The organism is Massilia sp. MS-15 (assembly GCF_020176695.1).
In the GTDB taxonomy this organism is placed as follows: Bacteria; Pseudomonadota; Gammaproteobacteria; order Burkholderiales; family Burkholderiaceae_D; genus Telluria; species Telluria hydrophila.
Map to the genome: position 1 here is coordinate 220,799 of NZ_JAIWIA010000001.1, position 14,259 is coordinate 235,057.

At 66.0% G+C, this 14,259-nt stretch carries 12 protein-coding genes; 4 read left to right on the top strand and 8 right to left on the bottom strand.

What is annotated here, in order from left to right:
* Positions 1–173: 173 nt before the first annotated feature.
* On the top strand, positions 174–1,148 hold the full coding sequence (locus tag LCI23_RS01075) for an NADPH:quinone oxidoreductase family protein (protein ID WP_224942635.1): 975 nt from the start codon (positions 174–176) through the stop codon (positions 1,146–1,148).
* Between the two features lie 143 nt (positions 1,149–1,291).
* Here the strand turns inward: LCI23_RS01075 and LCI23_RS01080 are convergent, their stop codons facing one another.
* The gene (locus LCI23_RS01080) at positions 1,292–3,361 is read right to left on the bottom strand and encodes an ATP-dependent DNA helicase (RefSeq protein WP_374041129.1); all 2,070 of its coding nucleotides are present in this window, start codon (positions 3,359–3,361) and stop codon (positions 1,292–1,294) included.
* A gap of 85 nt (positions 3,362–3,446) precedes the next feature.
* A complete protein-coding gene (locus LCI23_RS01085) occupies positions 3,447–3,647 on the bottom strand; it encodes a YdcH family protein (protein ID WP_027867157.1) in 201 nt (66 codons plus the stop codon).
* Positions 3,648–3,834: 187 nt separating this feature from the next.
* On the opposite strand from LCI23_RS01085, the gene LCI23_RS01090 reads away from it, so the two are divergent.
* Positions 3,835–4,629, top strand: coding sequence for a PP2C family serine/threonine-protein phosphatase (locus LCI23_RS01090; protein WP_224942639.1), 795 nt, complete (start codon positions 3,835–3,837; stop codon positions 4,627–4,629).
* A gap of 13 nt (positions 4,630–4,642) precedes the next feature.
* Here the strand turns inward: LCI23_RS01090 and LCI23_RS01095 are convergent, their stop codons facing one another.
* The 6 genes from LCI23_RS01095 to LCI23_RS01120 all read right to left on the bottom strand — a co-directional run bounded on the left by LCI23_RS01095 (position 4,643) and on the right by LCI23_RS01120 (position 12,741).
* Positions 4,643–5,368, bottom strand: coding sequence for a hypothetical protein (locus LCI23_RS01095; RefSeq protein WP_224942641.1), 726 nt, complete (start codon positions 5,366–5,368; stop codon positions 4,643–4,645).
* A 14-nt stretch (positions 5,369–5,382) separates the two neighbouring features.
* Positions 5,383–6,480 (bottom strand): cell division protein ZapE, encoded by a 1,098-nt coding sequence (gene zapE, locus LCI23_RS01100; RefSeq protein ID WP_224942643.1) that lies wholly within the window; start codon positions 6,478–6,480, stop codon positions 5,383–5,385.
* A gap of 171 nt (positions 6,481–6,651) precedes the next feature.
* Positions 6,652–8,085, bottom strand: coding sequence for a dihydrolipoyl dehydrogenase (gene lpdA / locus LCI23_RS01105; protein WP_224942645.1), 1,434 nt, complete (start codon positions 8,083–8,085; stop codon positions 6,652–6,654).
* A gap of 15 nt (positions 8,086–8,100) precedes the next feature.
* On the bottom strand, positions 8,101–8,466 hold the full coding sequence (locus LCI23_RS01110) for a PspC domain-containing protein (RefSeq protein WP_224942647.1): 366 nt from the start codon (positions 8,464–8,466) through the stop codon (positions 8,101–8,103).
* 78 nt (positions 8,467–8,544) lie between these two features.
* A complete protein-coding gene (gene odhB / locus LCI23_RS01115) occupies positions 8,545–9,804 on the bottom strand; it encodes a 2-oxoglutarate dehydrogenase complex dihydrolipoyllysine-residue succinyltransferase (protein WP_224942649.1) in 1,260 nt (419 codons plus the stop codon).
* Between the two features lie 81 nt (positions 9,805–9,885).
* On the bottom strand, positions 9,886–12,741 hold the full coding sequence (locus tag LCI23_RS01120) for a 2-oxoglutarate dehydrogenase E1 component (protein ID WP_224942651.1): 2,856 nt from the start codon (positions 12,739–12,741) through the stop codon (positions 9,886–9,888).
* A gap of 289 nt (positions 12,742–13,030) precedes the next feature.
* On the opposite strand from LCI23_RS01120, the gene LCI23_RS01125 reads away from it, so the two are divergent.
* Together LCI23_RS01125 and LCI23_RS01130 are read left to right on the top strand one after the other, a co-directional pair.
* Positions 13,031–13,705 (top strand): PepSY-associated TM helix domain-containing protein, encoded by a 675-nt coding sequence (locus LCI23_RS01125; RefSeq protein WP_224942653.1) that lies wholly within the window; start codon positions 13,031–13,033, stop codon positions 13,703–13,705.
* Between the two features lie 47 nt (positions 13,706–13,752).
* Positions 13,753–14,256, top strand: a complete 504-nt coding sequence (locus LCI23_RS01130) for a DUF2271 domain-containing protein (protein WP_224942655.1) — start codon at positions 13,753–13,755, stop codon at positions 14,254–14,256.
* The last annotated feature ends 3 nt before the right edge of the window (positions 14,257–14,259 follow it).

Sequence of the window (14,259 nt, forward strand, 5' to 3'; positions counted from 1 at the left end):
TGGGATTTTACCTGAAGCAACCCCACCTTCGTTCGCCCAGGCTGCGTTTTTTGTTGCCCAAAGGCGACTTTATCTCACCGAAGATGTTGCAATTGTATTGCCACGCAAGCCATTCCGGTAGCGGGCGCCCTTCAGGCATAATGCGCCCGCTAACGAACCTGAGGAGAAACAACATGAAAGCCGTGCGTTGCAAGGACTGGGGCCCGATCGACCATCTCGTCATCGAGGACCTGCCCGACCTGGTGCCCGGTCCGGGTGAAGTGGCGGTGGACGTGAAGGCGGCCGGGGTCAACTTCCCGGACGTGCTGACGGTCCAGGGCAAGTACCAGGTGCGGCCCGAACTGCCGTTCACGCCGGGGAACGAATTCGCGGGCACGGTGCGCGCGGTGGGCGAAGGGGTAACCGGCTTCGCGCCGGGCCAGGCGGTGATCGGCTTCACCCGCACCGGCGCCTTCGCCGAACAGGCACTGGCCCCGGCCGCGGCCCTGATGCCGATCCCGCCTGGCATGGACTTCGATACCGCGGCCGCGATCACCCTCACCTACGGCACCTCGCACCATGCGGTGGTGGACCGCGCCGCCCTGCGGCCGGGCGAGACCCTGCTGGTGCTGGGCGCGGCCGGCGGCGTGGGCCTGGCGGCGATCGAGATCGGCAAGGCCGTGGGCGCGCGCGTGATCGCGGCCGCCTCGAGCGATGACAAGCTGGCGGTGTGCCGCGCCCATGGCGCGGACGTGCTGGTCAATTATGAACGGGAAGACCTGCGCGAGGCGCTGAAGGCCGCCACCGGCGGCCGCGGTCCGGACGTGATCTACGACCCGGTCGGCGGCAAGTACAGCGAACCGGCACTGCGCTCGATCGCCTGGCGCGGGCGCCACCTGGTGGTGGGCTTCGCGGCGGGCGAGATCCCGAAGCTGCCGTGGAACCTGATGCTGCTGAAAGGCGCCTCGGTGGTCGGCGTGTTCTGGGGCGACTTCGTGCGCAAGGAGCCGGCGGCGAACCTGGCGGCGATGCGGCAGATGCTGGGCTGGATGGCGGAAGGCAAGCTCAAGCCGCTGGTGTCGGCGCGCTATCCGCTGGCGGAGACGGCGCAGGCATTGACGGACATGGCGCAGCGCAAGGTGACCGGGAAAGTAGTGATCTGCCCTTGATGTAGGGTGGGCAGGTTTCCTGCCCACGCGGTCAAATCACGTATCCTGGCCCGCTCCGTGGCTCCCTGCTGTTCGCTGAACGCGTGGCGTTTGTATTTCAGGCCACTGGCCTGAAATACCCCGCCCACCCGACCAAAGCCCGGTCAGGCGTTCAGGTCCGCCGCGTCGGCCAGGGCCCCGGGGTTGAAGAAGTCGATCACCTCTTCCTGCACCCGCGTGCGCTTGAAGGGCGGCAGGCTCTGCCAGATGCGGCGCCCGTAGGGCTTGGTGATGATGCGCGGATCGCAGATCATCAGCACGCCACGGTCGTCGACGTCGCGGATCAGGCGTCCCGCGCCCTGCTTCAGGGTGATGATCGCCTCCGGCAGCTGGTGGTGCATGAAGCCGTTCAGGCCCTGTTTTTCCATCACCTCGATGCGCGCCGCCAGCACCGGGTCGTCGGGCGGGGCGAAAGGCAGCTTGTCGATGATGACCAGGGACAGCGCATCGCCGCGCACGTCCACGCCTTCCCAGAAGCTCTGGCTGCCCACCAGCACCGCATTGCCGGCGTTGCGGAAGGAATCGAGCAGCTCGGTGCGTCCCCGTTCGCCCTGCACGAACAGGGGGAAGTCCAGCCCGCGCGCGGCGAATTCCTCGCGCAGGCGCTCGGCCACCTTGTTCACGGCGCGGATGGTGGTGCACAGGAAGAAGGTACGCCCGCCGGCCGCCTCGATCACCGGCAGCGCCTTGTCGACGCAGGCGTCGGTGTACTGGAAGGAATTCGGCTCCGGCAGCCCGGTCGGCACGTACAGGATGCCCTGCTCGCCGTAATTGAAGGGGCTGGGCCAGGTCATGGCCGGCTCGCCGGTCAGGCCCATCTGGTCGGAGAAATGCTTGAAGTCGTTCTTCACCGCCAGCGTCGCCGAAGTGAAGATCCAGCTGCGCGGCGTGCCTTCGCGCTGGCCGGTGAAGATCGGCGCGATCGACAGCGGCGTCTTGTGCAGCTGCAGCGAGGAATTGAACGCCTCGACCCACAGCACGGCCGCGTCGTCCCCTTCCACGACCTTGCCTTTCTTCGTATCCGGCTTCCAGGCGTCGAAGGACGCCGCCAGCTCCTGGGCGCGGACACGGCAGGCCTCGACCGTTTCGGCGCGCGCGGCGTGCTCTTCCAGCACCGTGATCATGCCGGCCAGTTCTTCCTTGAGCTTGTCCAGCGCCGGGAAGAAGCTTGACGTCGGCAGGATCTGCGGCAGCGACAGGCGGGTGCCGCCTTCCGGGAAGGTCAGGCGCAGGTCGCGCGCGGCCTTTTCCACCACGGTGACGACCTTGGCCCAGTCCGGCCCGCGGGCATGGGCCAGGCCCTCGGCCAGCACGTCACGGCACAGTTCCAGTACTTGCGACGTCGAGACCGACTGGCCGAAGAACAGCGTCGCCGTGTCGGGCAGCTGGTGCGCCTCGTCGAAGATGATGGTGTTGGCCGAAGGCAGCAGTTCGGCCACGCCGGTGTCCTTCAGGGCCACGTCGGCGAAGAACAGGTGGTGGTTGACCACCACCACGTCCGCCTGCTGCGCTTCCCTGCGCGCCTTCATGACAAAGCAGTCCTGGTAGTACTGGCACTCGGCGCCCATGCAGCTGTCGCGGGTCGAGGTGACCAGGTTCCAGACGGTGGCGGTCTCCGGCACCTTGGCCAGCTCGGCCTTGTCGCCCGAGCTGGTCATCTTGATGAAGCGCGAGATCTCGCGCAGGTGGCCGACGTCGTCGCGCGAGGTCAGGCGCCCGTTGTTCAGCGTGCGTTCCAGGTGGAAGTGGCAGACGTAGTTCGAGCGGCCCTTGAGCAGGGCCACCGACACCGGTGCACGCAGGGCGGCGCGGATGGTCGGGATATCGCGCAGGAACAGCTGGTCCTGCAGGTTCTTGGTACCGGTCGAGATGATCGTCTTGCCGCCCCATAGGAGCGCCGGGACCAGGTAGGCGAAGGTCTTGCCGGTGCCGGTGCCGGCCTCGGCCATCAGGACTTTCTGGTCGGCGATCGCCTGGGCGATGGCCTTGGCCATTTCGGTCTGCGACTGGCGCGGCTTGAAAGTGCCGACCGCGGGCGCCAGCGGGCCGCCGGGGCCGAACAGGCGGTCCAGCTCGTCATCGTACTTGCCGGGAGTGCAGGCGGGCGGCAGGACATCGCCGCTCCTGGCGCCAGCGCCGGAATCCGCAGCGGAGGCGGTAAGGTGGTCGGTCAAAATGCGTGTTTCTTAATGGCTGTTGTTGGGTTCGCCGGTGGCGGCTTCCGGCCGCGCTGCCAGGCCAGGACCTCGGGCCGCGGTTTCAGGCCGGAATATCGGGCACCAGCTGCATCTTCAGCAGCGTAATATGATCCTTGAGCTGCAGCTTACGCTTTTTCAAACGGCGCAGCTGGAGCTGGTCGGCATGGCCGTCCGCGGCCAGCATCGAGATGACGGCATCCAGGTCGCGGTGTTCCACGTCGAGTTCGATGATGCGGCGCTGGATATCCTGGACGTCGGTCATGGTAGCTGTTCCAAACAGTTCGGTTCAAGGCGTTTGCGGGAGCGTGGCGATGGCGCCGGCATGCTGCGGCTGGGTAGCGGCCGGCTGTGTTCGGCTTGCAACACCACGGCTTCTGGGTGCATAGTTTAATCCAGGCTGAGGTTGCCGCCAACAAAGATCGGCGCAGGCGTCTAGGAAATAGTGGTTTATGACAACATTTAAGATCGAAGCCGGGACTGCCCAGCACATCGGGAACCGCCCCCAGCAGAACGACCGCGTCGCCCTGCTGACCGGGGCGCGCGCCCCTGGCTACGTACTGGCCGTGCTGTCCGACGGCAGTGGCGGGGCGGCCGCCTCGGACCAGCTGCTGCACACGGCGCGCCAGGTCTTCGACGAGTTCAAGCCGGGCGAGGGACCGGGCCGCGAACGCCTGGCCCGGCTGCTGCGCGACATCGTCGACGAGACCCATCTGGTGATCAAGATGAACGCGGTCGCCAGCCAGGCCGAAGCCCACGCCAGCTTCGTCGGCCTGGTGCTCAGTCCGCACGGCGAAGCGGTCTGGGGCCACGTGGGTGATTCGCGCCTGTACCGTTTCCAGGATGGCAAATGCGTCGCGCGCAGCAACGATGCCGCCTATGTCCAGCACCTGGTGGCCAGCGAACGCCTGCCGGAAGAGGCGGCCAGGAACCACCGCAAGTCCAAGCTGCTGCTGAACGTGCTGGGCAACAGCCGCAAGCACCCCTTCGTCACCATCGGCAGTCACGAAGGGCTGGCGCCGGGCGACGGGTTCCTGCTGTGCTCGGACGGGCTATGGCACTTCTTCACCGATGCGGAACTGGCGGCCGCGACCAGCAGGGCCACACCGCGCCAGGCGTCGGAAATGCTGATCAACAAGGCGCAGGAACGGTCCCAGGGCAAGGGGGGCAACTGCTCGCTGGCGATCGTCAAGCTGGTCCAGCCGCTGCAAGCGGGAGCGGCCGGCAAGCCCGGCCGGGTGGGCTGAGCGCCGCGCGCCCTCAGCGCTTGGGCGCGGGCGCGGGCACGGGTACCGGCTGCTGCTGCGCCCTCTTGGCCTTGGCCTGTTCTTCCTCGGCGCGGCGGGCGGCCGCCTTGGCCTCGCGCTCGGCAACCCGTTCGGCCACGTCGCGCTGCTTCTGTTCCGCCCGGCGCTTGCGCTCTTCAAAGGCGCGCGCATTCTCCGCCGCCTCGGCCGCCTCCAGCGGCGCCCTGGCCGCGTCCTGCGCGGCCCGGGCATCGCGGCGCGCCACGCGTGCGGCCGTGGCCGACGGCTTGGGCGGCGGCAGCTCGCTGGTTTCGCGCGGCTTGGGCGGCGCCGACTCGGCCGCCAGCTGGGCTTCCTCGGCCTGGTAGGCGGCTTCGGCGGCGGCCATCTCGCGGTCGCGCTCCTCGACCTTGCTGCGGCGCTTGAAGCGCTCGGCCTCGATCTCGATGTTGCGCTGGGCGGCCAGTGCCACGCGGCGGCGCTCCTTGGCTTCGTCCAGGCAGTGGTTGACGAAGAATTTTTCGTAGCAGAGCGCTTCCCGTTCGGCATAGCGCGCTTCGATCGCCGTCCGCTCGATGGCCACCGCCGCCAGCCGCGCGTCGGCCTGGGCCAGCGACGTGCTCGGCTCGACCGCGTCGGCCGTCGGGCCGGGCGCGACGCTGGCGCAGGCGCCCAGGCTCAGGGCCGCCGCCAGCGCCAGGCCGGCCGCGCGTGCGCGCAGGATGGGATGCGTGTTCATGGTTTCCTTTCGGTTCAGGCGATGGCGTCCGCCGCGCCGCGGCGCTCGGCCAGCATGTATTCGCGCGACTGCATTTCAATGATACGCGAGACGGTGCGGTGGAATTCGTTTGCCAGCATGCCTTGCGTGTACAGTTCTTCCGGCTCCACCGCGGCCGACATGATCAGCTTGACCTTGTGGTCGTAGAACACGTCCACCAGCCAGGTGAAGCGGCGCGCTTCCGAGGACTGGCCGGCCGACATGGCCGGGATGCCGGACAGGATCACGGTATGGAAGCGCGAAGCCAGTTCCAGGTAGTCGTTCTGCGAGCGCGGCCCGCCGCACAGGGTGGCGAAGTCGAACCAGATCACGCCGCCGGCGCGGCGCAGGGCGCGGATCTCGCGGTTCTCGATATGCACGATCGGACTCTCGTCGGCGGTGTCGGCGACCTTGGCATAGGCCGCGCGGAGCAGCTGGTCGGACTTCGCGTTGAGCGGCGTGTAATAGGCCTGCACCTGCTCCAGCGCGCGCTTGCGGTAGTCGTTGCCGGCGTCCACGTTCAGGATGTCGAGCTTGTCCTTCAGCAGCGCAATGGTCGGCAGCATGCGGTCGCGGTGCAGGCCGTCCGGGTACAGGGTGGACGGCTCGTAGTTCGAGGTCATCACGAACGAGACGCCGTTGTCGAACAGGGCCTTGAGCAGGTTGTACAGGATCATCGCGTCGGCGATGTCGGAAACGTGGAATTCGTCGAAGCAGATCAGGCGGTATTTTTTCGCGATGCGCCTGGCGACTTCGTCGAGCGGATCGGCCACGCCTTTCAGTTCATCCAGCTGGCCGTGCACGGCGCGCATGAATTCGTGGAAGTGCAGGCGCGTCTTGCGCACCACCGGCACCACGGAATAAAACGCGTCCATCAGGAAGGACTTGCCGCGCCCTACCCCGCCCCACATGTAGACGCCCTTCGGGACGTCCGGACGGTTGATGAGGCGCCTGAAAGCGGACGACCGCTGGGCCTTGTACCCGACCCAGTCGTCGTACGCCTGCTGCAGGCGGTCTACGGCGGCCTGCTGCGCCGGGTCGGACGTGAAGCCGCGCTCGGTCAGCGCGTGCTGGTAATACTCTTGGACGTTCATAATCTGGATGCTGTTAACGTAGGGTGGGCGGGTCTCCCGCCCACGCGGTCAAGCTACGGTGATGGGCCACGGAGCAGGCCAAGGACACGTGATTTGAACGCGTGGGCGGGGAACCCGCCCACCCTACGGGAGACAAGTCCGCCGTCAAGGACGGCGGATGTCGGGTGCTGCTTAGAAGTTCAGCGAACGCTTGTCCACCGCCAGCGCCGCTTCCTTGACGGCTTCCGACAGCGACGGGTGCGCGTGGCAGATGCGGGCGATGTCTTCCGACGAGGCCTTGAACTCCATCGCGACCACGGCTTCCGAGATCAGCTCGGAGGCGACCGGGCCGACGATGTGCACGCCCAGGATTTCATCGGTCGTGGCATCGGCCAGGAACTTCACCATGCCCGAGGTATCGCCCAGCGCACGCGCACGGCCGTTGGCCATGAACGGGAAGGTGCCGGCTTTGTAGGCCACGCCTTCGGCCTTGAGCTGCTGCTCGGTCTTGCCGACCCAGGCGATTTCCGGCGAGGTGTAGATGACCCAGGGGATGGTGTTGAAGTTGACGTGGCCGTGCTGGCCGGCGATGCGCTCGGCCACCGCGACGCCCTCTTCTTCCGCCTTGTGCGCCAGCATCGGGCCGCGCACGACGTCGCCCACCGCCCACACGCCCGGCAGGCTGGTGCGGCACTCGTCGTCCACGACCACGAAGCCGCGCTCGTCCAGCTGCAGGCCGACCGCTTCGCCATTCAGGCCGTTGGTGTTCGGCACGCGGCCGATCGAGATGATCAGGCGGTCAAACGTCGCGGTCTGCTCGGCGCCGGTCGCATCGGCGTAGTTGACGGTAACCTTGTTCTCGCCCTTGGTGATCGCGCCGATCTTGCAGCCCAGGTTGATTCTCAAGCCCTGCTTGGTGAACAGCTTGTGCGCTTCCTTGGCGATCTGCTCGTCGACCGCGCCCAAGAAAGTCGGCAGGCCTTCCAGCACCGTGACGTCGGCACCGACGCGGCGCCACACCGAGCCCATTTCCAGGCCGATGACGCCGGCGCCGATCACGCCGAGTTTCGACGGCACGGCGTCGATCGCCAGTGCGCCTTCGTTCGACAGGATCAGCTTCTCGTCGAATTCCGCGCCCGGCAGCTGGCGTGCGTTCGAACCGGTCGCGATGACGACGTTCCTGGCAGTCAGGGTGTCGACCGTCTGGCCGCTCACGTTGACGGTGTAGCCACCGTCACCCTTGCCGGCGAACGAACCGAGGCCGTGGAAGAAGCTCACCTTGTTCTTCTTGAACAGGAACAGGATGCCGTCGTTGTTCTGCTTGACGATGGTGTCCTTGCGCTTGAGCATGGTCGGCAGGTCGAGTTCGAGGCCGCCGACCTTGATGCCGTGGTCGGCAAAGGCGTGGCCGGCGTGCTCGAAGTGTTCCGACGACTGCAGCAGGGCCTTCGACGGAATGCAGCCGACGTTGGTGCAGGTGCCGCCCGGGGCCGGCTTGCCGGCCGCATTGCTCCAGGCGTCGATGCAGGCGGTCTTGAAGCCGAGCTGGGCTGCACGGATGGCGGCGATGTAGCCGCCAGGGCCGCCGCCGATCACGACGACGTCAAATTGTTTCTCGTTACTCATGAATAGCTTCCTTATTTATTCTTCTGGGATAAAGATCCACAGCGCCAGATAAGCCAGCGCCCCGACACCGGACGTCACGAAGGTCAGCAGGACGAACACAAGGCGCCAGGCATAGATGTCCATGCCGAAGCCGATGCTCAGGGCGCCGCAGACGCCGCCGAGCCAGCGGTCGTGGCGGGAGCGGCGCAGGGAGCGCAGCTTCGCCTCGAAGCTGCCGGGCGCCGGGCCCTCGCTGCTGCCGGTGCCGGTGCTGCGGCCATCCTTGTCCAGGCTCACCTTCTCGCTGGCCAGGACTTTCGCCTTGGCCTGCTCGAATTCGGCGTCGGAGAGCGCGCCGGCCTGGTGCAGTTCGTGCAAACGCCGGATTTCATCGGAGATCATGGCGGTCCTCACTGGTGTTCTGCTGTGTCAACGGGCCTGCCCCGAGGGCAGGCCCGCACTGCACTACGGTGCCGCCGATTACAGGTCGAGCAGCAGGCGCGACGGATCTTCCAGCGCGTCCTTCATGGCCACCAGGCCCAGCACGGCTTCGCGGCCGTCGATGATGCGGTGGTCGTACGACATCGCCAGGTAGTTCATCGGACGGATCACGATCTCGCCGTTTTCCACGACGGCGCGGTCCTTGGTGGCGTGCACGCCCAGGATGGCCGACTGCGGCGGGTTGATGATCGGGGTCGACATCATCGAACCGAAGGTGCCGCCGTTCGAGATCGAGAAGGTGCCGCCGGTCAGGTCGTCCAGGGTCAGCTTGCCTTCCTTGGCTTTCTGGCCGAACTCGCCGATCTTCTTCTCGATGTCGGCGATCGACATCTGGTCGGCGTTGCGCAGGATCGGCACCACCAGGCCGCGCGGCGAACCGACGGCGATACCGATGTCGAAGTAGCCGTGGTAGACGATGTCGTTACCGTCGACCGAGGCGTTCAGGATCGGGTAGCGCTTCAGCGCGGCGACGGCGGCCTTGACGAAGAAGGACATGAAGCCCAGCTTGACGCCGTGTTCCTTCTCGAACTTGTCCTTGTACTTGGCGCGCAGGTCCATGACCGGCTTCATGTTGACTTCGTTGAAGGTGGTCAGGATGGCGTTGGTCTGCTGCGACTGCAGCAGGCGCTCGGCGATGCGGGCACGCAGGCGGCTCATCGGCACGCGCTCTTCCGGACGGTCGCCCAGGTTCGCGACCGGCGCGGCCACTTGCTGCAGCTTCGGTGCCGGAGCGGCGGCCGCGGCAGGAGCTGCGGCTGGCTTGTTGGCAACGGCGGCCAGGGCGTCGCCCTTGGTCACGCGGCCGTCGCGGCCGGTGCCGGTGGCATCCGATGCGCTCATGTTGTTGTCAGCCAGGATCTTGGCGGCGGCCGGCATGGCGACGTCGCCTTTCGAGCCGGCCGGCGCCGCGGCGGTGGCAGCGGCTGGGGCTTCGATCGGCGCGTTCGGGGCGGCCGCCGGCACGGCTTTCACCGCGATCGGGCTGGTCGGGGCCGAAGCTTCGGGGTCGATGATGGCGATGACTTCGCCAGCGCCGACGGTGGCACCGTCGGCCTTGAGCAGCTGGCCGCTCACGCCTTCGCTCGGGGCCGGCCGTACCAGGACCACCTTGTCGGTCACGATGTCGATCATGTTCTCGGCGCGCGACACGTGTTCGCCGCCTTTCTTGTGCCAGGACCGGAGGGTTGCTTCAGCAACCGATTCCGACAGTTGGGGGACCGTGACTTCGATTTGTGCCATTTGATGTAGCTCCGTTTATGTATTCTGTATGCAAAGGCCCCCGGGCCTGAGCGCCGGGGGCTGTGATGTTTTTCTTCTTGCTTACCTGGTGAGGATGAAACCCTTCAACTTCGAGAACGCGGTTTCCAGCAGTTCCTTTTGCTGCGCCACGTGCTTGTCGGCATAGCCGACCGCCGGGGACGCCGATGCCGAGCGGCCGGCATAGGCCAGGCGCTGGCCATCTTCCATGTTTTCGAAGATGTTGTGCTGGATCTGGAACCACGGACCCTGGTTCTGCGGCTCGTCCTGCACCCACACCACCTCGGTCGCGTTGCTGAACTTCTTCAGTTCGGCGGCGAAAGCCTTGTGCGGGAACGGATACATCTGTTCGATACGCACGATCGCCACGTCGCTGGCGCCACGTGCCTTGCGGGTGTTGACCAGGTCATAGTAGACCTTGCCCGAGCAAACCTGCACACGCTTGACCTTGGACGGATCGATCTTCTCGTCCACCTCGCCGATCACCGGCAGGAAGCCGCCCTTTGCCAGGTCGGTCAGCGGCGAGCCGGCGTCCTTGTTACGCAACAGCGACTTCGGCGTGAAGATCACCAAAGGCTTGCGGAACTGGCGCACCATCTGGCGGCGCAGCAGGTGGAAGATCTGGGCGGCCGTGGTCGGCTGCACCACTTGCATGTTGTTGTCGGCGCACAGCTGCAGGAAGCGCTCGATGCGTGCCGACGAGTGCTCCGGACCCTGGCCTTCGTAGCCGTGCGGCAGCATCATGGTCAGGCCCGAGGCGCGGCCCCACTTCACTTCGCCCGAAGCGATGAACTGGTCGATGACGACCTGGGCGCCGTTGACGAAGTCGCCGAACTGGGCTTCCCAGATGGTGAGCGTGTTTGGTTCGGCGGTCGAGTAGCCGTACTCGAAGCCGAGCACCGCTTCTTCCGACAGCACCGAGTCGATCACGGTGAAGTTGGCCTGGTTGTCCGAGACGTTGGCCAGCGGCAGGTAGATGCCCTGGTCCCAGCGCTCGCGGTTCTGGTCGTGCAGCACGGCGTGGCGGTGCACGAAGGTGCCGCGGCCGGCGTCCTGGCCCGACAGGCGCACCGCATAACCCGAGGACAGCAGCGAGGCGAAGGCCAGGTGCTCGCCCATGCCCCAGTCGAGGTTCATCTCGCCCTTGCCCATGTTGGCGCGGTCGTTCAGCACCTTCTCGACCAGCGAGTGCGGCTTGAAGCCTTCCGGTACCTTGGTGATGCGTTCGGCCAGGCGCTTCAGTTCAGTCAGCGGCACGGCGGTGTCGCAGGCGTCGGTCCACTTCTTGTTCAGGAACGGCGCCCAGTCGACGGCGTACTTGTTCTTGAAGTTGGTCAGCACCGGGTCGACCGTGTGCTTGCCGGCGTCCATTGCGTTGCGGTATTCGGCCACCAGCTGGTCGCCGCCGGTGGCTTCGATGGTGCCCTGCGCAGCCAGCTTCTCCGCATACAGCTTGCGGGTGCCCGGGTGCTTGGCGATCTTCTTGTACATCAGCGGCTGGGTCAGGGCCGGGGTGTCCTGCTCGTTGTGGCCGAGCTTGCGGTAGCAGACGATGTCGACCACGACATCCTTGCCGAACTCGGTGCGGTAGTCCATCGCGATCTGCGAGGCCAGCACGACCGCTTCCGGATCGTCGGCGTTCACGTGCAGCACCGGTGCCTCGATCATCTTGACCACGTCCGAGCAGTAGATGGTCGAACGGGCGTCGCGCGGGTCCGAGGTGGTGAAGCCGATCTGGTTGTTGATGACGATGTGGACGGTGCCGCCGGTGCCGTAGCCGCGGGTCTGGGCCAGGTTCAGGGTTTCCATGACCACGCCCTGGCCGGCGAACGCGGCGTCGCCGTGCACCAGGATCGGCAGCACTTCCTTGCCCTTGCGGTCGCCGCGGCGTTCCATGCGCGCCTTGACCGAACCTTCGACGACCGGGTTGACGATCTCGAGGTGCGAAGGGTTGAAGGCCAGCGACAGGTGGACCGGGCCACCCGGGGTCGAGATGTCGCTCGAGAAGCCCTGGTGGTATTTGACGTCGCCCGCCGGCAGGTCGTCGGCGTGCTTGCCTTCGAATTCTTCGAACAGGTCGGCCGGGCTCTTGCCCAGGGTGTTGACCAGCACGTTCAGGCGGCCGCGGTGGGCCATGCCGATGACGATTTCCTGCACGCCCTTTTCACCGGCGCGCTGGATGACTTCGTCGATCGAGGCGATGAAGGATTCGCCGCCTTCCAGCGAGAAGCGCTTGGCGCCGACATACTTGGTGTGGAGGTAGCGTTCCAGGCCTTCGGCCGCGGTCAGGCGCTCGAGGATGTGCTTTTTCTTGTCGCCGGTGAAGCTCGGGGTCGAGCGGATCGACTCCAGGCGCTCCTGCAGCCAGCGCTTCTCGGTCGGGTCGCTGATGTACATGAACTCGGCACCGATCGAACGGCAGTACGTATCACGCAGCATGTTCAGGATGTCGCGCAGCGGCGCGGTTTCTTTCCCGAAGTAGGTATTGCTGATGGTGAAGACGGTGTCGAGGTCGGCTTCGGTGAAGCCGTAGAAGGCGGGGTCGAGTTCCGGCAGGGGCGGACGTTCCTGGCGCTGCAGCGGGTCCAGGTTGGCCCAGCGCGAACCGAGGTAGCGGTAGGCGGCGATCAGCTGGGTGACGGCGACGCGCTTGCGGCCGAGTTCGGGGTCGGGGTTGGCGACCACGGTACGGATCGGACCCTGCTTGGCGCGTTCCGCGAAGGACGCGACGACCGAGGAGTGCACCACGTCCGGGCGGCTGGAGCCGTCGACGGCGGGCACGTGCTGCATCTGGTCGAAATAGGCGCGCCAGTTTTCCGGGACCGAACCCGGATTGTTCAGGTAGGCTTCGTACAACTCTTCCACGTACGGCGCATTACCGCCGAACAGGTACGAGTTCGCATTCTGTTGCTGCATCATTCTTGCTCACCTTTCTTCGCGCTTCGCGAGGTTGGGGCGGGTTAGTCTAACCTTCCGCGACACGGCCTGACCGGTTAGCGGATCGCACTTACTACATCAAGTTGTGGGGGAAGGACGTATTACATTGGCTGGCCGGGCCAGGACGCGTCCAGGCGGCCTGGCACGGCCCGCAACATTGTAACGCAAGCTTTCGCGCCAGGCAGTCACTGCCGTCAGTTTTTATTATTTCTATTTGTAAAGGTGCACGCGGGCGGTTGACCACGTAAATGATAATCGTTATCATTTGAAGATGAGCTCAACCGGACCGTCCACGCCAGCCACTTCCACGCCAGCAGCGCCTGCCCTGCCAGGCGCGCGGCGCGCCGTCTATCTCAAGCAGCTGCACCAGTGGCACTGGATCAGCTCGGCGATCTGCCTGATGGCCATGCTCCTGTTCAGCTTTACCGGTTTCACCCTCAACCACGCGGCCCAGATCGAGGCCAAGCCCGAAGTCACGCGCCTGAAACGCACGCTGCCGGAACCGCTGCGCGCCCAGCTGGAAGCGTTCGCGGCGCAGCATGCCGATGCCCAGGTGCCGCTGCCGAGCGAGATCGCGGACTGGGCCAACGCCAGCTTCCCGCTCGACGTGCGCGGCAAGCGCGCCGAATGGAGCGAGGAAGACGCCTACGTCGCCCTGCCGCGCCCGGGCGGCGACGCCTGGCTGCGCATCGCCGTCGATGGCGGCGCCGAATACGAGGCGACCAGCCGCGGCTGGATCTCCTGGCTCAACGACATGCACAAGGGCCGCAACACGGGCGCCGTCTGGAGCTGGTTCATCGACATCTTCGCCATCGCCTGCGTGGTGTTCTGCGTCACCGGCTTCCTGATCCTGAAATACCACGCGGCGAACCGCCCCTCGACCTGGCCCGTGGTCGGCTTCGGCATCGTGCTGCCGGCCGTAATCGCGCTGCTGTTCGTGCACTGATTAATAAGCTTATCTTCTAGTCATCAGCTCATATATAAGGCGACCTAATGAAACTGTCCCACTCGCTCGCACTGACCCTGCCTTTCGTTTCCGGCTGGGCCGTGGCTGCCGACCTGTCCGTGAAGTTCGAATTGCCCCAGCTGCAGGTGGCGGAATACCACAAGCCCTACGTCGCGATCTGGATCGAGAAGGGCGACGGCGCCATCGCTGCCAACCTGGCACTGCTGTACGACGTCAAGAAGAAGGACAACGCGGGCGAGAAATGGGTCAAGGACCTGCGCACCTGGTGGCGCAAGGCGGGGCGCGACCTCACGCTGCCGATCGATGGCGTGAGCGGCGCCACCAGGGCAGCCGGCAGCCACAGCATGAAGTTCGCGGGCGCCACCGATAAACTCCCGGCCGGCGACTACAAGCTGGTGGTGGAAGCGGCGCGCGAAGCGGGCGGACGCGAACTGGTGCGCGTGCCCTTCACCCTGCCTGCCAAGGGCAAGCTGGCGGCCAGCGCCAGCGGCAAGGAAGAACTCGGCGCCGTCGCGATCGCCATCCAATAACAC